The sequence below is a fragment of the Streptomyces sp. DH-12 genome, assembly GCF_002899455.1.
GTDB lineage: Bacteria > Actinomycetota > Actinomycetes > Streptomycetales > Streptomycetaceae > Streptomyces.
This window is the reverse complement of record NZ_PPFB01000001.1, coordinates 40,028-66,137: the sequence shown is the minus strand read 5'-3', so window position 1 is coordinate 66,137 and position 26,110 is coordinate 40,028. Positions and strand designations below refer to the sequence as shown.

The 26,110-nt window shown below is 75.9% G+C and carries 12 protein-coding genes; 7 read left to right on the top strand and 5 right to left on the bottom strand.

Annotated elements, in window-relative coordinates:
* Nucleotides 1-2: 2 nt before the first annotated feature.
* A complete protein-coding gene (locus tag C1708_RS35550; RefSeq protein WP_198602353.1) occupies nt 3-13,220 on the bottom strand; it encodes a type I polyketide synthase in 13,218 nt (4,405 codons plus the stop codon).
* 414 nt (nt 13,221-13,634) lie between these two features.
* Here C1708_RS35550 and C1708_RS00220 point away from each other — a divergent pair, with 414 nt between their 5' ends.
* On the top strand, nt 13,635-14,822 hold the full coding sequence (locus tag C1708_RS00220; RefSeq protein ID WP_106410749.1) for a macrolide family glycosyltransferase: 1,188 nt from the start codon (nt 13,635-13,637) through the stop codon (nt 14,820-14,822).
* Between the two features lie 68 nt (nt 14,823-14,890).
* Here C1708_RS00220 and C1708_RS34160 read toward each other — a convergent pair whose 3' ends face one another.
* Genes C1708_RS34160 through C1708_RS00210 form a run of 3 tightly spaced genes read right to left on the bottom strand, consistent with a single transcriptional unit; the run spans nt 14,891 to nt 16,833 of the window.
* Complete coding sequence (locus C1708_RS34160; protein WP_198602352.1) at nt 14,891-15,028, bottom strand: hypothetical protein; 138 nt, start codon at nt 15,026-15,028, stop codon at nt 14,891-14,893.
* Between the two features lie 45 nt (nt 15,029-15,073).
* On the bottom strand, nt 15,074-15,925 hold the full coding sequence (locus tag C1708_RS00215; RefSeq protein WP_106410748.1) for an ABC transporter permease: 852 nt from the start codon (nt 15,923-15,925) through the stop codon (nt 15,074-15,076).
* Nucleotides 15,922-16,833 (bottom strand): ABC transporter ATP-binding protein, encoded by a 912-nt coding sequence (locus C1708_RS00210; RefSeq protein WP_274543336.1) that lies wholly within the window; start codon nt 16,831-16,833, stop codon nt 15,922-15,924. The genes C1708_RS00215 and C1708_RS00210 overlap by 4 nt, the downstream gene beginning before the upstream one ends.
* A 244-nt stretch (nt 16,834-17,077) precedes the next feature.
* Here C1708_RS00210 and C1708_RS00205 point away from each other — a divergent pair, with 244 nt between their 5' ends.
* Both C1708_RS00205 and C1708_RS00200 read left to right on the top strand, forming a co-directional pair.
* A complete protein-coding gene (locus C1708_RS00205; RefSeq protein WP_106410746.1) occupies nt 17,078-19,039 on the top strand; it encodes a sensor histidine kinase in 1,962 nt (653 codons plus the stop codon).
* Between the two features lie 66 nt (nt 19,040-19,105).
* The gene (locus C1708_RS00200) at nt 19,106-19,783 is read left to right on the top strand and encodes a response regulator transcription factor (RefSeq protein WP_106410745.1); all 678 of its coding nucleotides are present in this window, start codon (nt 19,106-19,108) and stop codon (nt 19,781-19,783) included.
* Here C1708_RS00200 and C1708_RS00195 read toward each other — a convergent pair.
* Complete coding sequence (locus C1708_RS00195) at nt 19,735-20,514, bottom strand: NAD-dependent epimerase/dehydratase family protein (protein WP_106410744.1); 780 nt, start codon at nt 20,512-20,514, stop codon at nt 19,735-19,737. The two genes, C1708_RS00200 and C1708_RS00195, sit on opposite strands and share 49 nt — an antisense overlap.
* A gap of 329 nt (nt 20,515-20,843) precedes the next feature.
* Between C1708_RS00195 and rfbB the strand changes: the two genes are divergently transcribed.
* From rfbB to C1708_RS00175, 4 genes are all read left to right on the top strand, one after another.
* Entirely contained in the window at nt 20,844-21,827 is a 984-nt protein-coding gene (gene rfbB, locus C1708_RS00190) for a dTDP-glucose 4,6-dehydratase (protein WP_106410743.1), read from the top strand.
* Nucleotides 21,828-21,860: 33 nt separating this feature from the next.
* Complete coding sequence (locus C1708_RS00185; protein WP_106410742.1) at nt 21,861-22,637, top strand: thioesterase II family protein; 777 nt, start codon at nt 21,861-21,863, stop codon at nt 22,635-22,637.
* A gap of 178 nt (nt 22,638-22,815) precedes the next feature.
* On the top strand, nt 22,816-23,091 hold the full coding sequence (locus C1708_RS00180; protein WP_106410741.1) for a PqqD family protein: 276 nt from the start codon (nt 22,816-22,818) through the stop codon (nt 23,089-23,091).
* 137 nt (nt 23,092-23,228) lie between these two features.
* Complete coding sequence (locus tag C1708_RS00175) at nt 23,229-25,988, top strand: helix-turn-helix transcriptional regulator (RefSeq protein ID WP_198602350.1); 2,760 nt, start codon at nt 23,229-23,231, stop codon at nt 25,986-25,988.
* Nucleotides 25,989-26,110: the final 122 nt, after the last annotated feature.

The window sequence follows — 26,110 nt, the reverse complement described above, 5'->3', positions numbered from 1 at the left end:
CATCAGTCGCCGAACTCCTTGTCGATCAGGTCGAAGAGTTCCTCGTCCGTGACGGTGTCGAGCTGGTCGTCGGGGAGCTCGGGGGCCACGGCAGCCGCGGGGGCGCCGGGGCGGTCCTGCGCGGGAGCGGCGAGAAGGGCGCGGAGGTGTTCGCGTGCCCGGGGCCACTCCGTCTCCGAGTGCCGGGACGCGCTGAGCTGGGCCCAGAGCCGGTCGAAGCCGTCCTCGGTGAGGGGGGCGCCGGGTGGCGCGGGCGCCTCGGGGGTTGCCGCGCCGGGCAGGTTCTCGTCCAGGTGGCGGGCGATGAGCGCGGGCGTGGGGAAGTCGAAGACGAGGGTGGTGGGCAGGCGTCGGCCGGTGGCGTCGCCGAGCCGGTTGCGCAGTTCCACAGAGGCGAGGGAGTCGAATCCCAGCTCCTTGAAGGCGGCTTCCGGGTCGACGGCCGTGGCGTCGGGGTGGCCCAGCACCTCGGCGACGTGGGTGCGGACGAGGGTGAGGAGTTCCTGTGCGCGGGCTTCGCCGTGGAGGCGGGCGAGCCGGTCGGCGTAGCTGTCGGCCTCCGGTGCGGTGCTTCCCGGTGCGGTGCTTCCCGGTGCGGTGCTTCCCGGTGCCGTGGTCGCGCCGGGGGCGGCGGGGCGGCGCGGTGGTACGGGTGCGAGGGCGCGGAGGATCGCCGGGGCGCCGGCCGGCCCGCGCAGCGCACCCGGGTCCAGGGCGGCGGGGACGTGGAGCGGGTCGGCGTGGGGGCCGGTGGCGAGGGCGGCGTCGAAGAGGGCGAGTCCGGCCTCGGTGCCGAGGGGGCGCACGCCGAGCCGGGCGAGGCGGGTGACGGCTCCCTCGTCGAGGTGGGCGGTCATGGTGCTGCTCTGCGCCCACAGTCCCCAGGCGAGGGAGAGGGCGGGCAGGCCCTGGGCGCGGCGGTGCTGGGCGAGGGCGTCGACCAGGACGTTGGCGGCGGCGTAGTTGGCCTGTCCGGCGGTGCCGAGGGTGCCTGCGGCGGCGGAGAAGAGGACGAAGGCGGCCAGGTCGTGGTCGCGGGTGAGGTGGTGGAGGTGGAGGGCCGCGTCGGCCTTGGGGCGCAGGACGGTGGCGAGGCGTTCGGGGGTGAGGGCGGTCAGGACGCCGTCGTCGAGGACACCGGCGGCGTGGACGACGGCGGTGAGCGGGCGGGCGGCGGGGACGGTGTCGATCAGGGCGGCGAGCCATTCCCGGTCGGCGACGTCTCCGGCGGCGAACTCCACGTGGGCGCCGAGCTGTTCGAGGTCGGCTCGCAGCAGGTCGCTGCCCGGGGCGGTGGCTCCCCTGCGGCTGACGAGCAGCAGGCGGCGGGCGCCGTGGGCGGCGGCGAGGTGGCGGGCGAAGAGCCCGCCGAGGGTGCCGCTTGCGCCGGTGACGAGGACGGTTCCGTCGGGGTCGAGCGGGCGGTGCGGCTGCTCGACGCGCTGGAGGCCGGGGCCGCCGCGCGGCGGCTGGGCGTCGGGCCCGGCGGTGCCGTCCGGGGCCGCCGTCCGGGTGAGGCGGGGCACGAGGAGGGCGCCGTCGCGCAGGGCGAGCTGTGGTTCGGTGGCGGCGGCGTGGATCAGGCCGGGCAGGACGGACAGGTCGGTGCCGAGGGGTGCGTCGACGAGGACGAACCGGCCCGGGTGCTCGCTCTGGGCGGAGCGGAGCAGGCCCCACAGAGCGGCGCCGGCCAGGTCGGTGACGGGGGCGCCGGGAGCCGTGGCGAGGGCGCCCCGGGTGAGGACGATCAGGCGGCTGCCGTCGAGCGCCTCGTGGCGCAGGAACTCCTGGACGAGGGTGAGCCCGGCGGCGGCCGTGCGGTGCAGGCCGTCGACGTGGGCGTCCTCGGGTGCCGTCGGCGGGAAGTGGGCGAGGACCGTGCGGGGCGCGGCCGCGTCGGCCGTGGCGAGCAGGGAGGCCAGGTCGGGGTGGGCGGGGACGTCGAGGGCCGGAGCGAGGGAGGCTCCGACGACGGCGATGTCCGTACCGGTGCCGGCGGCGCCGGCGGCGGTGTGCGGCCGGTGCGGGGCCGGGGCCCATTCCAGCCGGTGGAGTCCGTGGTCCGGGGCGCGGCCCGCCGCGCGGACGCGGTCGGCGGCGAGCGGGCGCAGGGCCAGGGCGTCGAGGGCGGCGACGGTCCGGCCCGCGGCGTCCGCGAGGTGGACGGCGACTGTGGCGGGGCCCGAGGGGTCGATCCGTACGTGCAGGGGGCCCGGCTCGGCCGCGTACAAGCGGACGCCGGTGAAGGAGAAGGGGAGCAGCCCGGTGCCGGTGTCGCCGTCCAGCGTGCCGAGGCCGACCGGGTGGAGGGCGGCGTCGAGGAGGGCCGGGTGGAGGGTGAAGCCGGAGCCGGGTCGCGGGGCGTCGGCCGCTTCGGGTGCACGGAGCTCCGCGTACAGGGTGTCGCCGTGGCGCCAGGCGGCGCGCAGGCCGTGGAAGGCGGGGCCGTAGTCGAGGCCGTTGGCGGTGAAGCGCCGGTAGAGGGCGGTGAGGTCGAGGGGGTGGGCGTCGGCGGGCGGCCGGGTGGCGGGGGCGGCCGGGTCGTCCGGGGCGGTGGTCGTGAGCCGGCCGACGGCGTGCCGGGTCCACCCGGTCTCCTCCTGCCCGTCCGTGGCGTCCCCGTCGGCGGCGGGCCGGGAGTGGAGGGTCACGGTCCGGTGGCCGTCCCGGTCGGGGGCGGCAGCGGTGAGCTGGAGGCGTACCCCTTCCGAGGCCTCCTCGGGGAGGACCAGGGGTGTCTCCAGGGTGAGTTCCTCCAGATGCCGGCAGCCGGTCAGGGCTCCGGCGTGCAGGACCGCCTCCAGGAGGGCGGTGCCGGGGACGACGGTCCGGTCGGCGATCCGGTGGTCGGCCAGCCAGGGGTGGTCGGCGGTGCGCAGGAGGCCGGAGAGGAGGGTGCCGCCGTCGGCGAGGCGGATCGCGGAGCCGAGGAAGGGGTGGCCGGTGGGCCGGAGACCGGTGGTGGTGGCGGCGTCGGCGGCCGGGACGGACCCGGTGAGCCAGTGGCGGGTCCTCTCGAACGGGTAGGTGGGCAGGTCGGTGCGGGGATGGGGGCCGGGACCGTAGAGGGCTTCGGGGTCCGCCGGGTGGCCGTGGGCGTGGAGGAGGGCGCGGGCCTTGGCGTAGGAGTCCTGCTCGTCGGTGGCGCCGGTGAGGGCGGGGACGAAGACCGGGCGGTGGGCCCCGGAGGCGGAGCCGGGCTCGGGGACGCACTCCTGGGCCATGGCGGACAGGACGGTTCCGGCTCCGAGTTCGAGGAAGGTGCCGACGCCGTGGCGCAGGGCGGCGCGCACACCGTCGTGGAAGCGGACGGTGGCGCGGATGTGGGTGACCCAGTACTCCGGGGAGCGCAGCAGGGCGGGGTCGGCGAGGTCGCCGGTGACGTTCGAGACGACGGGGATGCGGGGCTCGGCGAAGTCGAGTTCGCGGACCACTTCGCGGAAGGCGTCGAGCACCGGGTCCATCTGCGGCGAGTGGAAGCCGTGCGAGACGCGCAGCAGGCGGGTCCGCCGCCCCCGGGCCGCCCAGTGGGCCGCCTGTTCCTCGACCGCCTGGCGGTGACCGGAGAGGACGGTGGCGCGCGGGCCGTTGAGGGCGGCGACGGAGAGGCGGGCGGGCTCGGCGGCGACGAGCGGGGCGACCTCCTCCTCGGTGGCCTCCACCGCGAGCATGGCGCCGTCGCCGGGGGCGGAGTGCATGAGCCGGCCGCGGGCCGCGACCAGGGCGCAGGCGTCCGGCAGCGAGAGCACCCCGGCGAGGTGGGCGGCGGCGACCTCGCCCACGGAGTGGCCGATGAGGAGACCGGGCCGGACGCCTTCCGCCTCGATCAGCCGGAAGAGGGCGACCTCCAGGGCGAAAAGGGCGGCCTGTGTGTGGTCGGTACGGTCGAGCAGCGCAGCTCCGGGGGCGGATTCGTCGGCCCACAGGACGTCGCGCACGGGGGTGTCGAGGTGCGGGTCGAGGGCGGCGGTGACCGCGTCGAAGGCGTCGGCGAAGGCCGGGTGGGCGGCGTGCAGCCCGCGTCCGGCGCCGAGGCGCTGGCTGCCCTGTCCGGGGAGCAGGAAGGCCAGGTCGCGGCCCCGGGCCCGGCCGCGTACGAGGCCCGGTGCGGGGCGGCCTTCGGCGAGGGCCGCGAGGGCGGTGGCGAAGTCGTCGTGGTCGCGGCCGAGGAGGACGGCGCGGTGGCCGAGGGCGGCGCGGGTGGTCGCGAGGGCGTGCCCGGTGCGGGTGGTGGGCAGGGCGCGGCCAGGTCCGGACAGCCAGGTGGCGAGGTCGGCGGCGCGGCGGCGCAGCGCCGCCTCGGTCCGGGCGCTCAGCGGCCAGGCGACGGGGCCGGGCGGGGCCGGTGCGGGCGGCCGCGCCGCGGCCGGGCCGGGCTCGGGGGCGGTGGGGACGGGGGCCTGTTCGACGATGACGTGGGCGTTGGTGCCGCTGATGCCGAAGGAGGAGACCGCGGCACGGCGGGGGCGGTCCGGGGCGTCCGGCCACGGCATCGCCCCGGTCAGCAGCCGGACGGCGCCCGCGTCCCAGTCGACCTGCGGGTTGGGCCGGTCCACGTGGAGGGTGCGGGGAAGGATGCCGTGGCGCATCGCCTCGACCATCTTGATGACGCCGCCGACGCCCGCGGCAGCCTGGGCGTGGCCGATGTTGGACTTCAGTGAGCCCAGCAGGAGCGGGCGGTCCGCGGGCCGCTTCCCGTACGTGGCGAGCAGGGACTCGGCTTCGATGGGGTCGCCGAGCGCTGTGCCGGTGCCGTGCCCCTCGACGGCGTCGACCTCGTCGGCGCCGAGCCGGGCGTCCCGCAGGGCCTGGCGGATCACGCGTTGCTGGGAGGGGCCGTTGGGGGCGGTGAGGCCGTTGGAGGCGCCGTCCTGGTTGACCGCCGAACCGCGGATCACGGCGAGGACCTGGTGGCCGTTGCGGCGGGCGTCGGAGAGCTTCTCCAGCAGGAGCAGGCCGGCGCCCTCCGCCCAGGCGGTGCCGTCGGCCCCGGCGGCGAACGCCTTGCAGCGCCCGTCGGGGGCGAGGCCACGCTGGCGGCTGAACTCGACGAAGACGCCGGGCGTGGCCATCACGGTGACGCCGCCGGCCAGGGCGAGCCCGCATTCGCCGGAGCGCAGGGCGCGGACGGCCGAGTGCAGGGCGACCAGGGAGGAGGAGCAGGCGGTGTCGATGGTGAGGGCCGGGCCCTCGAAGCCGAAGGTGTAGGCGAGCCGTCCGGAGAGGACGGAGCCCGCGCTGCCGGTCAGGACGTATCCGGCGACGTCCTCGGGGGCGTCGTGCAGGCGCGGGCCGTAGTCCTGGTGGGAGGCGCCGACGAAGACACCGGTGTCGGAGGAGCGCAGCGCCTCCGGGTCGAGCCCGGCGCGCTCCAGCGTCTCCCAGCAAAGTTCCAGCAGCAGCCGTTGCTGCGGGTCCATCGCGGCGGCCTCGCGTGGGGAGACGCCGAAGAAGGCGGGGTCGAACTCCCCGGCGCCGTCCAGGAATCCCCCGAAGCCCACGGCGGAGGCGCCGGGCCGGGTGCGGTCGGGGTGGAGGAGGGTGGCGAGGTCCCATCCCCGGTCGGTGGGGAAGGGGGAGGTGGCGTCGCGTCCCTCGTCGACCAGCCGCCAGAGTTCTTCGGGCGAGCGGACACCGCCCGGGTAGCGGCAGGCCATGGCGACGATGGCGACCGGGTCGTCGTCGAGGGCCGCCGGGGCCGCCCCGGCGGGCGCCGGGGCGGCGGCCGTGCCGTCGGCGGGGGCGGCGAGCGCGCACAGGTGGCGGGCGAGCGCCTTCGGCGTCGGGTGGTCGAAGAGGACGCCGACGGCCGGACGCAGCCCGGTCGCGCGGGCGAGACGGTCGCGCAACTGGACGGAGGCGAGCGAGTCGACCCCCTGCTCGCGGAAGGGCACACCGGTGCGCACCGATTCGGCGGCCGGGTGGCCGAGGACGTCGGCGGCCAGCTCGCGCACCAGGCGCAGCGCGGTCCGCTCGCGCTCGGCCTGCGGGAGCACGGCGAGGTCGGTTCTCCCGGCCGCACCGGCAGCGATCTCCTCCGGTTCGGCCGCACCGGCTACCTCGTCGAGGAGCCGGTGGGGGCGGGTGCCGCGGACCACTCGCGCGAACCGGTCCCAGCGCACGTCGGCGAAGGTGAGCGCGGTCTCGCCGTGGCGCACGGCGGAGTCCAGCACCTCCAGGCACGCCTGCGGATCGAGCGGGGCCAGCCCCCGGCGGAGCAGCCGCTCGGCGACGTCGCCCTCGGCGGCCATGCCCTCGCCCGCCCAGGGACCCCACGCGAGGGAGGTGGCGGTCAGCCCGGCGGCCCGCCGGTGGGCCGCGAGCGCGTCGAGGTAGGCGTTGGCCGCCGCATAGCCGCCCTGGCCGGGGTTGCCGGTGACGCCCATGACGGAGGAGAAGAGCACGAAGGCGGTGAGCGGCAGCTCGCGGGTCAGCTCGTGGAGGTGGTGCGCGGCCTCGGCCTTGGCCCGGGCCACGGCACGGAACCGCTCGGGCGTGAGGGCCTCCAGGACACCGTCGTCGACGATTCCGGCGACATGGTGGACGGCGGTGAGCGGACGTTCCGGCGGAATCGCCGCGATGACGGCGGCCAGGGCCTCCCGGTCGGCCGCGTCGCAGGCGGCGTACGTCACCTCCGTGCCGAGTTCGCGGAGTTCCGCGGCGAGTTCGGCGGCACCGGGGGCCGCACCTCCCCGGCGGCTCAGCAGGAGCAGGTGGCCGGCGCCCCGGGCCGCCAGGTCGCGGGCGACCGCGGTCCCCAGGGCTCCGGTGGCGCCGGTGACGAGGACGGTGCCGCAGGTGCGGTCGGCGGCGGGAGCGGGCGCGGTGGCGGGTTCCGGGGCCCGGACGAGCCGCCGCCCGAGGACGCCGGAGGCGCGCAGGGCGACCTGGTCCTCCCGGGCCGGAGCGACGGTGAGGGCGCGCAGGCGGTGGGCGGCCCGGTCGTCCAGGCGGTCCGGCAGGTCGACGAGACCGCCCCAGCCCGCGGGGTACTCCAGCCGGGCCACGTGGCCCAGACCCCAGACGGCGGCCTGCTCGGGGTGGTCGGACGTGTCGGCGCGCCCGGCGGCGACGGCGCCCCGGGTCAGCGGGAAGAGGGGCGCCTCGCATCCCAGGTCACCGAGGGCCTGCACGAGGGCGAGGGTGCGTTCGGCGCCCTCGGTGAGGTGGCCGCCGTCCTCCCGGGGAGTGCCGGGGAAGGCGAGCAGCGACACGACGGCGTCGGTCTCCTCCGCCGCGAGGGGGGCCCGGAGCGCCTCGGTCAGTTCGGCACGGCCCGCCGAGGCGTCCACCTCCAGGACCTGGACGCGCTCCTCACCGTGGGCGAGGGCGGCGGGCACGGCGAGGGCCACCGGGTCGGTGAGCCCGGCGGGCGCCACCACCAGCCGCCGCCGGACCGGCCTGGCGGCGGGGTCGGCCAGCGGCGTCCAGGAGATCCGGTACCGCTCGCCGCCCCCGGTCCGCCCGGTCGCGGCCGGCGCCGACGCCGGGGAGGCGAGCCAGTAGCGGGTGCGCTGGAACGGGTACGTCGGCAGGGCGACCGGCCGGGCACCGGTCCCGGCGAAGAAGGCCGCCCAGTCGACCTCACCGCCGTGGGTGTGGAGGTCGGCGACGGTGGTGACCAGCGAGGAGGTCTCCGGGCGGCCCTTGCGCAGCACGGGCGCGAAGAGGGCGCCCTCGGCCTCGGCGAGGGTGTTCTGCGCCATGGCGGTGAGCACACCGTCCGGGCCCAGTTCGAGGAACCGCGTAACCCCCCGGTCGTGGAGCGTCCGGATGCCGTCGGCGAACCGGACCGCCTCGCGCACGTGCCGCACCCAGTAACCGGCCGTCGAGAGTTCGGGGCCGGCGACCTCACCGGTGAGGTTCGACACCACCGGGATGCGAGCGGGCCCGTAGGTCAGCGTCTTTGCGACCTGCCGGAACTCCTCCAGCATCGGATCCATCAACACCGAATGGAACGCGTGGCTGACCGTCAGCCTCTTCGTACGCGCGCCCCGCTCGGCGAGCGCGGCGGCGACCTGCTCCACCGCCGCCTCCGCACCGGAGACGACCACCGCCCGCGGCCCGTTCACCGCAGCGACCGAAACACCCTCCACCAGCGCCGCACGGACCTCGTCCTCCGACGCCTCGACCGCCACCATCGCCCCACCCGCGGGCAGAGCATCCATCAACCGCCCACGCGCCACCACCAACGCACACGCATCGTCCAGACCCAGCACCCCGGCCACATGCGCGGCCACGATCTCCCCGACCGAATGGCCGAGGAGTGCGTCCGGGCGCACCCCCCACGACTCCAGCAGCCGGAACAGCGCCACCTCGACCGCGAACAACGCCGCCTGCGTGAACCGCGTCCGATCCAGCAGACCAACACCCTCCGCACCCTCACCGTCGAACACGACGGTCTTCAACGACCGGCCCAGCCCACCGTCCACCCGCGCACACACCGCATCGAACGCCTCCGCGAACACCGGATACGCGGCATACAACTCCCGCCCCATCCCGACCCGCTGCGCACCCTGCCCCGTGAAGAGGAACGCCGGGCCGCTGCCGGGGTGGGCTTCGTGTGCGCGGAACCGGGCGAGGGCGGCGATGAGTTGGGACGGGTGGGCACCGACCACGGCGGTCCGGTGACGGAGCGCGGAGCGGGTGGTGGCCAGGGAGAGGGCCACGTCGGCGGGGGGCGGGGGTTCGGCCTGGTCGCGCAGGTGGGCGGCGAGTTGGTCCGCCTGGGCCCGCAGAGCCTCTTCGGACTCGGCGGACAGGAGCCAGGGCACGACCGGGCCGTCCGCGGCGGCCGCCGGGGCGGCGGCGCGGGCCGCCGCGGGCGGTGCCTCCTCGATGATGGCGTGGGCGTTGGTACCACTGATGCCGAAGGAGGAGACGCCCGCGCGGCGGGGCGCGTCCCCGGCGGGCCACGGGTGTGCCTCGGTCAGCAGGGCTACGGAGCCCGACTGCCAATCGACGTGGGGGCTCGGCTCCTCGGCGTGCAGGCTGCGGGGGAGGACACCCCTGCGCAGGGACTCGACCATCTTGATGACGCCGATGACCCCGGCGGCGGCCTGGGTGTGGCCGATGTTCGACTTCACCGAGCCGAGCCACAGCGGCCGGTCCGGGTCGCGGTCCTGGCCGTAGGTGGCGAGCAGGGCCCGGGCCTCGATGGGGTCACCGAGGGTGGTGCCGGTGCCGTGCGCCTCCACCGCGTCGATGTCCGACGGGGCGAGGCGGGCGTCCGCCAGGGCCTCGCGGATCAGGCTCTGCTGGGCGGTTCCGCTGGGGGCGGTGAGCCCGTTGGAGGCGCCGTCCTGGTTGACCGCGCTGCCCCTAACGACGGCGAGGACCTCGTGCCCTTCGCGCAGGGCGTCGGAGAGCCGCGCCAGGACGAGCATGCCGGCGCCCTCGCTCCAGCCGGTGCCGTCGGCCCCGGCGCCGAAGGACTTGCACCGGCCGTCGGGAGCGAGGCCGCCCTGCCGGCTGAACTCGACGAACATGCCGGGGTGGGCCATCACGGTGACGCCGCCGGCGAGGGCGAGGGCGGTCTCCCCCCGGCGCAGGGACTGGCAGGCGAGGTGGAGGGCGACCAGCGAGGAGGAGCAGGCGGTGTCGACGGTGAGGGCCGGGCCCCGCAGTCCGAAGGTGTAGGCGATGCGACCGGAGGCGACGCTCGTGGTGGTGCCGGTCAGGAGGTAGCCGCCGGCCTCCCCGGAGGGTTCGTGCATGCGCGGCCCGTACTCCTGCGGGATCGCCCCGACGAACACCCCGGCCGCCCGGCCGCGCAGCGTGGCCGGGGCGATCCCGGCCCGCTCCAGCGCTTCCCACGAGGTCTCCAGGAGCAGGCGCTGCTGCGGGTCCATGGCCAGCGCCTCGCGCGGCGAGATACCGAAGGGCTCCGGGTCGAACCAGGCGGCTTCGTGGAGGAAGCCGCCTTCGCGGGTGGCCGCGCCCTCGGGACCCTGGAGCCGGTCGAGGTCCCAGCCCCGGTCCTCGGGGAAGCCGCCGATCGCGTCGCCGTCGGCGGCGAGCAGCCGCCACAGCTCCTCGGGGGTGCGGACGCCGCCGGGGGCGCGCACGGCCATCCCGACGACCGCGATCGGCTCGTGCTCGGCGCCGGCCGCGGCAGCGGCCTGCGAAGCGGCTGCCGCGGGCCGGGCGGCGGCGGTGAGGTGGTCGGCGAGGGCCTGCGGGGTCGGGTGGTCGAAGACCAGGGTGGCGGGCAGGTCGAGGCCGGTGGCGGCGGCGAGCCGGGTGCACAGTTCGACCCCCATGAAGGAGTCGAACCCCAGGTCGCGGAAGGTGCGGTCGGGGCGGAGCTCCTCCGTGGCCCCGTACGCGAGGACGTCGGCGGCCTCCCTGCGGACCAGCGCGAGGACGGCCCCGGCGTCGTGGAGGTCGGGGCCCGGTCCGCCGGCCGGCGAGGGGGTCCGGCCCGTGTCGGCGGCTTCCGGTCGCGGGCCCGGGCCGGCGGCAGGCCGGGGACCGGGCTCCGGGTCGTGCCCGGCCGTACCCGGCTGCTCCGGCCAGTGGCGGCTGCGCTGGAAGGCGTAGGTCGGCAGCGGGACGCGTCGTGCGCCCGCCGTCCCGGTCGCGGTGTCCCAGTCGACCTCTGCCCCGCGGACGAACAGCTGGGCGGCGGCGGTGAGGGCGGTGGTGTGCTCCGGGCGCCCCGGGCGCAGGGCGGGGACGGTGACCACGCCGTGGTCCCGGCCGTCGCGGTCGGCGGCGCAGGCGTGGACCATCGGGGCGAGGGGCGCGCCGGAGGCGATCTCCAGGAACGTGGTGACGCCGAGGTCCAGCGCGGTGCGCAGGCCGTCGTGGAACCGGACGGCCTCGCGGGCGTGGCGGACCCAGTAGTCGGCGTCGAGCGGCTGTTCGTCCCCGGGGCCGCCGACGAGCCGCCCGGTGAGGTTCGAGACGAAGGGGATGCGGGCGGCGCGGTGGTCGGCGGCCTCGGCGCGGGCGCGGAAGGCGTCCAGCATCGGGTCCATGCGGGCCGAGTGGAAGGCGTGGCTGACTCGCAGGGTCTTGGTGCGGCGCCCGGCCTGTGTCCAGTGCCGCCGGGCGTCGCGGACGGCGGCGGCGTCGCCGGAGAGGACGACGGCGCGGGGCCCGTTGACGGCGGCGACGCACAGGGCGCCGGCGTAGGCGTCGAGCAGCGGGAGGACTTCCTCTTCCGCGGCCTCGACCGCGAGCATCGCACCGCCCTCGGGCAGTTGTTCCATGAGCCGCCCCCGGGCGGCGACGAGGGCGGCGGCGTCCGGCAGGGTGAGCGCCCCGGCGACGTGGGCGGCGGTCAGTTCGCCGACCGAGTGGCCGAGGAGCAGGGCGGGCCGGATGCCCCAGTGCTCGAAAAGACGGACCAGGGCGGTCTGGAAGGCGAAGAGGGCGGGCTGGGTGTGGCCGGTGCGGTCGAGCAGCGCGGCCCGCTCGCTGCCCGGCTCGGCGTGCAGGATCTCCTGGACGGGGTGGTCGAGGTGGGGCGTGAGGGCCGCCGCGACCTCGTCGAAGGCACGGGCGAAGACGGGGTGGGCGGCGTAGAGCTCGCGGCTCGCCCCGGCCCGCTGGCTGCCCTGGCCGGGAAGCAGGAAGCAGACCCCGCCGGCGCCCGCGAGCCCCCGGACGGCGATGCGCGAGGCGCCGCTCCCGGCCAGGGTGGCGAGCCCGGCGAGGGCCGCCTTCGGGTCGTCGGCGAGGACGGCGGCGCGGTGTTCGAAGACGGTGCGGGTGGTGGCGAGGGAGTGGGCGACATCGGCGAGCGCGGCGTCCGGGTGGTCGGTCAGGTGGCCGTGGAGCCGGGCGGCCTGGGCGCTGAGCGCGTCGGCCGAACGGGCCGTGAGGGGCAGGACGGTGGGGGCCGCCGGACGGGCGGGCGCCTCCTGGTCCGCGGCCGCCCGGCCTCGGCCGGTCTCCTCCGGGCCGGCGGGCGGGGCCGCTTCGAGGACGAGGTGGCAGTTGGTGCCGCCCATGCCGAAGGAGCTGACGGCGGCGAGCGGCGGACGCCCGGTCCGCGGCCACTCCTCGGACTCCGTGAGGACCCGCAGATTGAGCCTGTCGAGCGGGACGGAGGGGTGGGCCCGTTCGAAGTGGAGGCTGGGGACGAGGCGGCGGTGGTGGAGCAGGAGCGCGGTCTTGACCAGGCCCGCGATGCCGGAGGCACCCTCCAGGTGGCCGATGTTGGTCTTGACCGAACCGACCGGTACGGGCTGCCCGGCCGGGCGGGCAGCGCCGAGCACGGCGCCGAGGGCGCCCGCCTCGACGGGGTCGCCGGCACGGGTGCCGGTGCCGTGGAGCTCCACGTAGTCGATGTGGGCGGCGTCGACGCCCGCGTCGGCGTGGGCCAGGCGCAGCAGTTCGCGCTGGGCGTCCTCGCTGGGCATGGTCAGGGCGTCCCCGCCGCCGTCGTTGTTGACGGCGCCGCCCCGGATGACGCACAGCACGCGGTCGCCGTCGGCCTGGGCGTCGGCGAGGCGTTTGAGGACGACGGTGGCGCCGCCCTCACCGCGCACGTAGCCGTTGGCCCGGTGGTCGAAGGTGTGGCAGCGGCCGTCGGGGGAGAGCGCGCCGAAGGCGTCCGCCGTCCGGGTCCCGCCGGGGGTGAGGTTGAGGTTGACCCCTCCGGCGAGGGCGACGGCGGACTCTCCGAGGCGCAGGCTGGTGCAGGCGAGGTGGACGGCGACGAGGGAGGACGCCTGGGCCGCGTCCACGGTGAGGCTGGGGCCGCGCAGCCCGAGCGTGTACGAGACGCGATTGGCGATCATGCCGCGGTTGACGCCGGTGAGGGTGTGCGGGGTGGGCGGGGCGGCGGCGGGTCCGGTGAGCGCGGCCCAGTCGTCGGCCATGGCGCCCATGAAGACGCCGACCCGCTCGCCGCGCAGCCGGGCGGCGGGGACCCCGGCGTCCTCCAGGGCCTCCCAGGCGAGTTCGAGGACGAGCCGCTGCTGGGGGTCGACGGACCGGGCCTCGCGCGGGGAGATCCCGAAGAACGCCGGGTCGAATCCGGCGACGTCCTCCAGGTGTCCGGCCGGGCGTCCGGTGGCGGGGGCGCGGCCGGGCGGGGCCTCGCCGACGGCGTCGCGTCCTTCGCCGAGCAGGCGCCAGAAGGCGGCCGGGTCGGGGCCGCCGGGCAGTCGGCAGGCGAGGCCGATCACGGCGACGGGTCCGCCGCGGCCGGCGGCTCCCTCCGCTCCTCGACGTGCGCCGGCCGTGCCGGTGCCACCCTCGTGCATCGTCGCCCCCACGCGGTCCCCGCTCTCCACCTGTGTTCCGCTCCAACCCACGGCGTCGCCGGTGATCGATGTCAACAGGAGCGCTGCGCCGAGGCTAGATATGCGCGACTTGGCCCCCAACCCCTACCGGCCCCTGGAATCGGGTTCCTCACAAGCCGGCTCGTGATCCTCCCCGGTGAAATCACGGCGGGAAATCAGCACCCCTGGAAAAGGGGCATGAAAATCACTTGAGCCAGAAAGGACGATCGCTGGGGAAACGCTGGAGGGGGAAGAGGGCGACCACCGGGGAGCCCGCACGGGAAGGCGTCTCGCATTCACCGGTAACCTTTCGCTGTTACCGTTCTCGGAATCACCCCTCCCTCTCCCCTTCCCGCCCGTTCCCGGCATTCCCCATCCTTACCAGAGGGCCGTCGCATGAAAAGACATATCGCTTTCTTCAACGTGCCCGGACTCGGACACCTCACCCCCACCCTCCCGGTGGTGGCGGAACTGGTCCAGCGCGGGCACCGGGTGAGTCATCCGGTGGCCCGGCAGTACGCCGATCTGGTCGCCCGGACCGGGGCGCGGGCGGTGCCGTACGCCTCACCGCTGCCCGACGAGGCGCCCGCCCCGGTGGTCGACGGTGACGTGCTCGCGGGCGTCCCGCTGAAATACCTGCGTGAGGGGATGCTCGCCCTGGAGTGCGGGGAACGGGCACTCGCCGCCGACCGGCCCGACCTGATCGTCTACGACACGACGATGTTCGCGGCGGGGCGGCTCCTGGCCCGCAAGTGGGGGCTGCCCGCCGTACGGACCTTCCCCACGCTCGCCGCCAACGAGCATTTCTCGCTGGACCGGCTGGTCCCTGAGGAACTGGTCCCGGTCGATCCCCGCCATCCCGCTCTGGCCGAGTTCTTCACGACCCTGGTGGGGCTCTTCGCGCGGCACGGTATGGCCTCCGTGGACGTGGGCCGTTTCCTCACGGAGATCGAGGAGACGAACATCGTCCTCCTGCCGCGGGAGATCCAGATCAAGGGTGAGACGTTCGACGACCGGTTCGTCTTCACAGGCCCCTGCATCAGCGCCCGTTCCTTCGAGACGGAGTGGGAGGCCCCGGACGACGGAAAACCGCTGGTCCTGATATCGCTGGGCACTTCCGCGCACACCGGCCCCGAATTCTTCCGCAGGTGCGCGCGGGCTTTCGCGGGCGTGCCGTGGAACGTCGTGATGACGCTGGGCGGGCGCGTGGACCCCGTGTCGGTGGGGCCGCTGCCGCCGAACGTCACCGCCCACCCCTGGGTGCCGCACCCCGCGGTGCTGCGCCACGCCTCCGCCTTCGTGACGCAGGGCGGGATGGGCAGCGCCATGGAGGCCCTGTACTGCGGGACGCCCATGGTCGTGGTGGCGTCCACCCCGGAACAGGAGGTGAACGCCCGGCGCCTGGCGGAGCTGGGGGTCGCCCGACGCCAGGAGTCTGCGGCGACCGGGGAGGCGCTGCGCGACGCGGTCCTCGCGCTGGCCGCCGACCCGGCGACGGCGGCCCGCGTGCGGCGGATGAGCGACGTGGTCCGCGGCGCCGGGGGCGCGGCGCGGGCCGCCGACGCCGTCGAGGCACGCCTCTGACGCCCGGCGGGGACGGGCGAGGGGCCGTACCCGTGGCGGGTACGGCCCCTCGCGATACCGCGGCAGGGTCAGGCCGGCTCGGGCTTGGCCAGGAAGAAGAGGAAGAAGAGGAAGAAGAGGGCGAAGGTGAAGAACCAGGCGTTGGAGAAGCCGAGGAGGCCCAGGAGCCCCAGGAGCCCGATCCAGCCGAGGTGACGCACGTTCATGGGATTGCCATACCTTCCAGTGGGGGAGTTCCCGTCGCCGACCCGTCAGTCGAGCGCACGGTTCATGAAGCCCTTGATGCCGGCGAGGCCGAAGCCCAGGAGCGCCGTCACCAGGACCGCCAGCGAGATCCACAGCGGCATCGACTCGACACGGCCGTCGAGGAGAAGCGCGCGCAGGGCCTCGCTGAAGTACGTGAGGGGGTTGGCCGCGCAGACGACCTGGAACCATCGCAGGTCGGCCAGGCCGAGCCAGGGGAACTGGGTGGCGCCGGTGAACATCAGCGGGGTCAGCGTCACCGCGAAGACGATCTCGATACGCCGGGGCGGGACGAAGGTGCCCAGCGTCATCCCGATCGCCGCGCCCACCAGCGAGCCGAGCACGATCACCCCGAACAGGGCCGGGAGAGCGGAGAGCGGCCAGGAGACGCCGCCCATGACGAGCATGCCGATCGGGATCATCAGCACGGCCGAGAAGACGCCGCGGGCCGCGCCGAAGACGACCTTCTCGACGGCGACGAGTTCCAGCCGCATCGGCGACAAGAGCCGGTCCTCGATCTCCCGGGTGTACGAGAAGTCGAGGACGAGGGGGAGCGTGGTGTTCTGGAGCGCCCCGGTGAATCCGGCGAGCGCGACCACCCCGGGCAGCAGGACGTCCTTGAACTCGGCCCCCACGTACCCGAGGTCGCCGAGGACCTTGCCGAGGATGAAGAGGGTGAAGAGCGGCTGGAGCACCGTCTGCGCGAGGAACGAGGGGAGTTCGCGCCCGGTGACGAAGGCGTCCCGGTGCAGCACGGCGAGGAAGACCCGCAGGGCGCCGGGCGGACGCCCGCCGGGACCGCCCGGCCCCGGCCCCGGTCCGGACCCGGGGGAATGCGTCGCTTCTAGGGTCGTGGTCAACGGAGCTCCCGGCCGGTGAGGTGGATGAACACGTCCTCCAGACTCGGTGTGCCGATGGCCAGATCGCTCATCCGGCAGTGCAGCCCGTCGAGCATCTTGATGACGTGGGGCAGCACGACGGCCGGGTCGAGGGAGGTGTAGAGACGGAACTGCTCCTCCGTCCGCGCGGGGTCCGCCGGAAGACGCTCCACCCGGTCCACGCCGTCCACGCCCTGCAGGGTGAGCGTGACGTCCTCGGCGCTCGCTCCGGTCAGGGTGAGGGTGACGGTCAGGGTGGTGCGGCCCGGCAGCGCGCGGGTGAGGGCTTCGGGGGTGTCGAGGGCGATGAGCTTGCCGTGGTCGACCACGCCGACGCGGTCGCACAGCTTCTCCGCCTCGTCCATGTCGTGGGTGGTCACCACCACCGTGACGCCGTCCTCGCGGAGTTCGGCGATGCGGTCGTGGACGAAGAGGCGTGCCTGCGGGTCGAGCCCGGTGGCGGGTTCGTCGAGGAAGAGCACGGAGGGCCGGTGCATGAGCGCGCGGGCGATCATCACCCGCTGCGCCTGGCCGCCGGACATGAAGGCGACGTTGGCGTCGGCGAACTCCGCCAGCCCCATCCGCTCCAGGACCCGGTCGGCGTTGCGCTTGCGCTCCGCGGGCCGGAAGCCGTGGTAGGCGGCGTGGAAGAGGAGGTTCTGGCGGACCGTCAGGGACTGGTCGAGGTTGTTGCGCTGCGGCACCACGGCCAGCACCCGGCGGGCGTGGGCCGGATCGGCGACCACGTCGACCCCGCCGACCCGGGCGGTGCCCGCGGTGGGCAGGACCCGGGTGGTGAGGACGCCGATGGTGGTGGTCTTGCCCGCGCCGTTCGGTCCGAGCAGTCCGAAGACCTCTCCGTGCGGCACGGAGAAACTCAGGCCGTTCACTGCGGGCGCAGGACCGTTCGGATATTCCTTCACGAGATCTGCGACAGTCACGGCTGCATTCACGGCGCTCACCCTAGGAACCGGCGCGGGACCGGGTACAGGCGCCGGGGACGGAGCTGGGGTCGGCGGGTCGAGGATAGGGGCGTGTGCGGGGACGGTAGGGGGGCGGTCCGTGGCGGGGCGTCGCGGGCCGCCCGTGCGGGTAACGTCTCGCGTGGAACGGACGGTCGAGGATCGGGGACCGGTGGCGGAGGACGTGCACACGGGGGCGGTGCCGGCGGACGGCCGACTGGCCGCCATGGCGCTGGCCCCGGTCCGCGGGGCGGTGCTCGCGGTGCTGGCCGCCTTCTCCCCGCTGGTGCTGGCGGTGTCGTTCCTGGCCGCCCTCTGCGGTCTGCTCGCCCCCGCCTTCGCCCTGCGCCGCTTCCCGGACCTCGCCCGCCGGCTCGCCCACGCCTGGTGCGGTGTCCCGCCGGTGGAGCGGCCGTACCGCCCGGCCCCGGAACCGCCCCGCCCCGACACCGAGGGCCGCTTCCGGATCGGCTCCCAGCTCTACCGCACCGCCTCGCTCCCCGCGTACCTGCGCCGGGTGGAGTGGCTGGCCCGCGACCCCGCCACCCACCGGGAGGCCCTGTGGCTGGCGCTCAACCCGCCGGTCGCGGCCGTGACGGTGCTGCTCCCGGCCGCTCTGGTGGCGGCGGGCCTCCTGCTGACGACGGCCGGCCGGGGCCCCCTCGCCGCCGCGGCCGGGCCCGTCCTCGTCCTCGCCGGGCCGGCCTGCGGCCCCTCTCTGCTGGCCGTGCACGGCCGCTGGACCCGCTCGCTGCTGGGCCCCCGGCCCGAGCCCGCCCGCCGGGGCCGGGCCGCGGCGCTGCGGCGGACGGCTGCGCGGTACGGCCGGGCGGTACTACGGCTCTGGGCGACGGCCCTGCTGTCGGTGGTGGGGGCGGTGCTGGCGGCCGGGACGGTGCTCTGCCTGGTCCCCGGGGCGGGCTGGCCGCTCGCCGGATACCTGCGCGTGAGCCGGGCCTTCACCGAGATGCGCAGACGCCAGGTGGCGGCCTGGACGGGCGTGGAGATCGCCTCCCCCTACACCCCGCCGCCGCCCCCTCCCGAGCCGCGCGCCGACGGGACGTACCAGGCCGGGAGGACGCTGTACCGCTCGCCGCGCCCGGTGGTGCGGCTGCGCCGCTACGCCTGGGCGCTGCGGTCCCCGGCGACCTGGCGCGACCTCCTGTGGCACGCCTCGGAACCGGTGGCCGCGCTCCTGCCGGGCGCGGCGGTGGCTCTCCTCGTCGGTTACGGATTCCTCGGCCTGGTCTGGCCGTGGCTGTGGGTGGTGCCGCTCGGCCCGTGGGTCTCCTACGACGCGGCGGGCCCCTGGACCTCGCTCACCGGGTGGCTGCCGTTCCTCCGGCCGCTGCCGGCCCCGCTCTTCGCCCCCCTGCTGGGGACGGCCGCCGCCCTCGCCGGATGCGCCGCCGCGCCCCGGCTGCTCGCCCTGCACGCCCGCTGGAGCCGGCTGCTCCTCGCCCCGACGCCGGCCGCCCTGCTGGCGCGGCGGATCGATGTCCTCAGGGAGCAGCGGGACGGCACCAACGACGCGCAGGCCGCGGTCCTGCGGCGGATCGAGCGGGACCTCCACGACGGCGCTCAGGCGAGCTGGGTGGCGGTCGGCATGAAGCTCGACTCCGTGGACCACCTGATGGCCGACCGCCCGGAGGAGGCGAGGCAGCTGCTCGGGGAGGCGCGCGAAGGTCTGGCCAAGGGACTGCGGGAGCTCCGGCATCTGGTGCGCGGCATCCATCCGCCGGTGCTGGCCGAGCGCGGTCTCGGCGACGCGGTGCGGGCGCTGGCACTGGACGTGCCGCTGGAGGTGGAGGCGGTGGTGGAGCTGCCGGGACGCGCGGACCCCGCCATCGAGTCGGCGGTCTACTTCACCGTCGGCGAACTCCTCGCCAACGTCGTCAAACACGCACGGGCGAGCCGGGTGCGGGTGGAACTCTGGCTGGAGGGCGACGAGTTGACCGGCGCCGTCTGCGACGACGGACGCGGCGGCGCCGATCCGGCGGCGGGCGGCGGGCTGGCCGGGCTGCGGACCCGCCTGGCTCCCTTCGACGGGGTGCTGGAGGTGGACAGCCCGCCGGGGGGCCCGACCCGGGTGGAGTTCCGGTTGCCGCTGCGGCCGGGGCGTCCGCCGGGGTGAGGGTGCCACCGGACCCACCGTCGGGGGTCAGAATGGCGTCCCACGGTTACGAGTGAGGGAGTCCTCTTGCGCATCGTCCTGGCCGAAGACCTGCACCTGCTGCGGGAAGGTCTGATCCACATGCTGACGGTGCGCGGAATGGAGGTGGTCGCGGCGGTGGAGACCGGTGAGGAGCTGCGCCGCGCGCTGCGCGAGGAGGCCCCGGACGTGGCCATCGTCGACGTCAGGCTCCCGCCGACCTTCACCGACGAAGGGCTGCAGGCGGCGCTGGCCGCCCGGCGGGAGACCCCGGGCCTGCCGGTGCTCGTCCTGTCGCAGCACGTGGAGCAGTTGTACGCGCGCGAGCTGCTCGCCGACGGCGTGGGCGGGGTCGGCTACCTGCTCAAGGACCGGGTGCTGAACGGCGACCAGTTCGTGGAGGCCGTGCACCGCGTGGCGCAGGGGGGCACGGCGATGGACCCGGACGTGATCGCCAAGCTGCTGGCCGGCTCACCGCACCAGGAGCCGTTCGCCCGGCTGACGCCCCGTGAGCGGGAGGTGCTGGCGCTGATGGCGGAGGGCCGCTCCAACGCGGCGATCGCGCAGCGGCTCTTCCTGAGCGAGGGCGCGATCAGCAAGTACACGACCGCCATCTTCCAGAAGCTGGGCATCGGTGCCTCCGAGGACGGCAACCGCCGCGTGCTCGCGGTCCTCGCCTATCTGCACGGCACGGGCTCGGGCGGCACCCCGGCGGCGCCGAGGTAGCGGTCGAGGACCTGGCGGTGGTAGCCGGGCCCGAAGCCCATCGCCGCCGCCTCGGGAACCAGACCCCGCAGTTTCGCGGTGCAGATCGAGGGGGCCACGGCGACGGCCGGCCCGACGTCCAGGTACTCGCGGCGCGGCTCCGCCCCCAGCCGGTGCGCCAGGTGGTCGACGATACCGGCGACCGGTGCGGCGTGGCCGGAGGCGACGTTGACGGTCTCGCCGTCGAGGGCGCGCTCCAGCAGGTGGTCCACGAGGGTGACGGCGTCCTCGACGTGGACGAGGTCGCGGACGGCGCCCCGGTGGATGCGGATGGTGCCTCGCCGCACCTGCGCCACCAGGGAGGGGACGAGCTGGTGCGGGGGCTGCGCGGGGCCGACGAGGTGTCCCAGGCGCAGCGTCAGGTGACGTGTGCCCGAGCCGCGCAGCCAGCCCTCCAGGGCGAGTTTGTGCGTGCCGTAGGGGTTGAGGGGCCGGGTGGGGCCGTCCTCCCGGGCGGGGCCGTCGACGGCTCCGTACATCGCGGCGGCGGCGGTGGAGAAGAAGAGCAGGCGGCTGCCCTCCGCCCGGCAGCGGCAGGCGGTCTCCCGGATCAGTGCGCGTTCGCGGTCGAAGTCCGCCGCGGAGGTCTGGCTCGCCCAGGAGACCCCGGCGGCCACGGCGACGGTGTCGGGGTGGCGGTGGGCGATCGGGCCCAGGCTCCGCGCGAGGAATCCCCTTCCGATGATCTCCATGGCTCGCTCCCGTCGTGGCGTGTCGGGCTGCGGTGGGGCGGCGGTGCCCGTAGCAGGCGGCTTCGAATATGGGCGGCACCGCTGGAGAACCGGCGGATAACGGCTGGAGGAGGACTGGAGGGAGGCTGGAGAAGAAGGCGGGGCTCCGCCGCTCCTGCCGGCCGGGTTCCGACGGTGCTCGACCCCGGCTCCAGCCGGAAGCGGGAGGCTGTCCTCGGGCGCTCCCGGGACCGGCGTACGCCCCCCGCGTCGTGCCCGGCGGCACACTTCGCCGCGGACGGCCGCGCCCCGCCCCTCTGTCCGAGACCTGCTGCGAAAGGCCCGTCAGGATGCGCGTACTGGTGACCGGAGGTGCGGGCTTCATCGGCTCGCACTTCGTGCGGCGGCTGCTCTCCGGCGGTTACCCGGAACTGACGGCCGCCCGCGCCGTCGTCCTCGACAAGCTGACCTACGCGGGGAACCTCGCCAACCTGGCGCCGGTGGCGGACGATCCGCGCCTGGAGTTCGTCCGCGGCGACATCTGCGACGGCCCGCTGGTGGAGCGGCTGATGCCCGGCACGGACCTGGTGGTGCACTTCGCCGCCGAGTCCCACGTGGACCGGTCCATCGAGGACGCGTCCGCGTTCGTGACCACCAATGTGCTGGGCACGCACACGCTGCTGCGGGCGGCGGCCGACGCCGGCGGGGTCCGCTTCGTCCACGTGTCGACCGACGAGGTCTACGGCTCGATCGACGAGGGCTCCTGGACGGAGGACCACCCGCTGGAGCCCAACTCCCCCTACGCCGCCTCCAAGGCGTCCTCGGACCTGCTCGCGCTGGCCTTCCACCGCACCCACGGCCTGGACGTGCGGGTGACCCGCTGCTCCAACAACTACGGCTCCCACCAGTACCCCGAGAAGGCCGTCCCGCTCTTCACCACCCACCTGATCGACGGCCTGCCGGTGCCGCTCTACGGCGACGGCGGCAACCGCCGCGACTGGCTCCACGTCGACGACCACTGCCGGGGCGTCGCCCTGGTCGCCGCGGGGGGCAGGCCGGGCGAGATCTACAACATCGGCGGCGGCACCGAGCTGACCAACCGCCGGCTCGTCGGCCGCCTCCTCGAGCTGACCGGCCGCGACGCCTCCTTCGTCCGCCCCGTCGAGGACCGCGCCGGCCACGACCGGCGGTACTCGGTGGACATCACCAAGATCTCCCGCGAGCTGGGGTACGCCCCGCGGGTCCCCTTCGACCGCGGACTCGCCGAGACGGTCCACTGGTACCGCGAGCACCGGTCGTGGTGGGAGCCGCTGAAGGCGGCCCTCCCCGCCTGATCCCCACCACCACCGACCGAGGAGCCGACGTCCGTGAACGCCCCCGCCACCTCCCCCTCCCGGCAGACGGCCGCCTCCCTCTGGCTGCGCCGCTACCGGCCGGACGAGACCGCCGCCGTACGCCTGTTCTGCTTCCCCCACGGGGGCGGCTCCGCCTCCGCTTACGTCGCCCTGACCCGGGAGCTCGCGCCCTGGGTGGAGGCGGTGGCGGTGCAGTACCCGGGGCGGCAGGACCGGCGCGGCGAGCCCTTCCTCACCAGCGTCGACGCCACCGTCGACGCCCTGCTGCCGGTCCTGCGCGAGGCGGCCGACCGCCCGTACGCGCTCTTCGGGCACAGCCTGGGCGCCACTCTCGCCTACGAGGCGGCCCGCCGGCTGAGCGGCGCCGGGCGCCCGCCGGCGCACCTCTTCGTCTCGGGACGCCGCTCCCCCTCGCTGCCGCGCCGCGACATGGCGTACCTGCGGGACGACGACGCGCTGATCGCCGAGGTGGCGAAAATGCAGGGGTGCGACCCGCGGCTCCTCCAGGAGAAGGAACTGCTGGAGATGGTGCTCCCGCCCCTGCGCAACGACGCCCGGATGGCCGACGGCTACCGGCCCCGCCCGGACCCGGCCCTGACGGTCCCGCTGACCGTGCTCACCGGCGACGCGGACCCGCACGTCCCGGTCGAGGAGGCGCGCGCCTGGCGGGACGTCGCCCCGGACGGCTCCCTCGACCTGCACGTCCTGCCCGGAGGTCACTTCTACCTGGACGACCACGTCCCCGCCGTCTGCCGCGTCGTCGAGGACGCGCTCGGCCACGGCGGCTGACCCGGAAACGGCCCCGCGCAACCCCTGCCGCCACCTGACCGGGACCGCGCGTAGGGGTCCGACGCCGCCCGCCACCCCGGACTCTGCCGCCGCCACCTGGCCACGGCACCCGCGCCCGCCTACGGTGGAGCGTCCGGCATCGCGGCACGCGCCCGGTGCGTTCGCCAGGGAGGTCGGTGTGCGGGTCCAGCCCATGCCCGGGGTCAGCGTCGACATCGGCGAGGACGGCTCCCTGGAACTGCGCCTCGACACGGCCGGCCGTCCCCGCAGCTATCGCTGCTCCCCCGTGCGTACGGCGATGTGGATCGCCCTGCGCCAGCACGACGGCGACCCCGCCGCGGCGGCCCGGATCCTCGCCCGCCAGTGGGGCACGGCCCTCGTCGACACCCGCGCCGACCTGGACCGGTGGGTGGCGGAGCTGTGCGACGCGGGACTCGCCCGCCCCGCCCCGTGACCGGGCCTCCGCTCCCTGCGGCCGAACCCCTACGGCTCCGGCTCCGCTCCACCGCCCCTGTAGGGGGTCGGCCCAGCCTGGAACGCGGCGGCGCCCAGGACCGGTGGGCCCGACCCTTCAGGCACGCAGGGGGTTTCGTGGAACGCGACTACGGCGAGGCACTGGACGTACTCGGCAGGCAGCTGACCGCCTGCGCGGCCGGAACCGGGCAGCTCGCCCTGGTGACCGGCGGCCTGGCGTCCGGCAAGACACACCTGGCCCATGCCTTCGCCGCGCACGCCGGAGCCACCGGCGCGCTCTGCCTGACCGCCTCCGGCTCCGCCGCCGAGCGCGACGTCTCCGCCGGGATCGCCGACCAGCTCCTGCGCGGCCCCCAGATGCCCCGGGAAACCGTCGACCGTGTCACTCGCCTCCTCGGGCAGACCGCCTTCTCCCCCGCCGCGGCCTCCCCCGGGGCCGAGGCCCCCCTCCTGCGCGCACTCGGTGCCGAACTGCTCGGCCTGGCCCGGCAGCGGCCGGTCGTGGTCCTCGTGGACGACGCGCACTTCTGTGACGGCCTCTCCGCCCGCTTCCTCGCCCACCTGCGGCGGCGCATCGCCTCGGCGCCCGTGATGGTCGTCCTGACCCGATGGAACTGGGAGCAGCCGGCCGCCGACCCCGTCCTCACCGACCTGACCCGGCAGCCGCACGAGCACCTGCGCCTCGCCCCGCTCCCCGCGGCCGAGGTCACCGGCCTGCTCGCCGCGGCCACCACCCCGGAGTACGCCCGCGAGCACGCACCGGCCGTCCACCGGACCACCGGCGGCAACCCGCTGCTCGTCCGCGCCCTCGCCGAGGACCACCGCACCCTCGCGCCGCACGGGCCCGCCGCGGCGGACGGTCTCCCGCACACCGGCCCGGCCTACGCTCAGGCCGCGTTGAGCTGCCTGACCCGCTGGAACGACGCCCTGCTCACCACCGCCCAGGGCCTCGCCGTCCTGGACACGGCGGCGACCGCCCCGCTCGTGGCCGAGGTGACCGGGCTGCCCGCGGAGACGGTCCGCCGGGCGCTCGGCGCCCTCACCGCCGCCGGCATCGCCGAGGGCCCGCGCCTGCGCCACCCCGCGCTCCGCACCGCCGTACGGACCACCCTCGACGACGAGGCGGCGGCCCGCCTGCACGGCGCCGCGGCCGCCGCCCTCCAGCACCGGGGCACCGACCCGCTCACCGTCGCCCAGCACCTGGTCGCCGCCCGGACCGGCGACGGGCGGGCCGTCGGCGTCCTCCAGGCCGCCGCCGCCCAGGCCACCGAGCGCGGCGAACTCCCCTTCGCCACCCGCTGCCTGGAACTGGCGGCCCGGCTGAGCACCGACCCGGAGCGCCGCGACGGGCTCCGCCGTCGGCTCGCCCGGACCCTCTGGCAGACCGACCCGGCGGCGGCCGACCGCCGCCACGCCGCCGACCGCGCCGCCCTGGCCCGGGGGGAACTGCCGCCCCGCCACGCGGCGGGCCCGCTGAAGCAGGCCCTGTGGCTGGGCGACCGGGACACGGTCCGCGAAGCGCTGCACGCCCGCGCCGGCCTGCCGGAGGAGCAGCGCGACCCCCGCGTCGAGGCGGAACTGCGCCTGGCCCACCGCTGGTTCTACGGCACCGCCGTGTTCCGGGAGGCCGGCGCCGGGCCGCTGAACGGCCGCCGCACCGCCGCGGAGGACCTCTGGAGCCGGGCCGTCGACGCCGTCTGCGACAGCGCCTCCGCCACCAGCGGCCGGAGCGCGGTCGCCGGTGCCGAGCACCTCCTGGAGAGCTGCAGCCCGGGGGAGACCTTCCTCGAAGTGGTTCTCGCCGCGCTCCTCTCCCTTCTGCGCGGCGACCGTCCGGACCTCGCCACCGCCTGGACCGACAAGCTGTACGACCAGGCGGCACGAGGCTCCTGGACCACCTGGCAGGCGGCGCTCGGCGCCGTCCGCGCCGACCTCGCCCTGCGCCGGGGCGAACTGGTCGCGGCGACCGAACACGCCCGTTCCTGCCTCGTCCTGCTGGCGCCGCAGAGCTGGGGCGTCCTGCGCGCCTACCCGCTCGCCACCCTGGTGGCCGCCGCCACCGCCCTCGGGGACGCCGACGCGGCCGAGGAGGCGCTCCGGCAGATGCCTTCCGAAGCACTGCCGGTGTCGGCCTGGGGCCTGCGGTTCCGCTGTGCCCGCGGGCGGCACCACCTCGCCGCCGGCCGGGTGCTCGCGGCGGCGAAGGACTTCCAGAGCTGCGCCGGTCTGGCCAGGGAGGCGGAGCTGGACGTGGCGGAGCTGGTCGACTGGCGCACCGGCCTCGCCGAGGTCAATCTGCGGCTGGGCCGCACCGTGTCCGCCCGGGATCTGGTCAAGCAGCAGCTCGACCGCACCCGCGGTGCCGGGCGCGCCCGCGGCATCGCGCTGCGGGTCCTCGCCGCCACCGCCGATCCCGCGCAGCGCCCCGGGCTGCTGCGCTCCTCCGCCGATCTGCTGGAAAACGCCGGCGACCGGGTGGAACTCGCCAGTTCCCTCGCCGACCTGAGCGTGGCGCTGCGCGACCTGGGCGAGCTGGACGCCGCCCGCGCCATCTCCTGGCGTGCGGTGCAGGAGGCGAAGTTCTGCCGTGCGAAGGCGGCGGCGGGGTCCGCGCCCCCCGACCGGGCCGCGCAAGCCGTCGAACAGCCGGGCGACGGAGGGCCGAGCGGCGGTGAGGGCTCCGTGCTCAGCGACGCCGAGGGCCGCGTCGCGCTGCTGGCCGCCCGCGGCTTCAGCAACCGTGACATCAGCGAGCAGCTCTTCGTCACGGTCAGCACCGTGGAGCAGCATCTGACCCGGGTCTACCGCAAGCTCGGCGTCTCCGGCCGCCGCGCCCTCCCCGAACGGCTTCCGCTGCCCCGGCTGCAGTCGGCCTGAGCCGCTCCCCCGGCCGGAGCGGCCGGAAGACGGGCACCTGACCAGCAGAAGGGGGACGCGGCGGTGCCTGCGTCCCCGTCGGCGTGCCGGTGTCGGGTGGGTGGTGCGTCGATGAGTGCCGC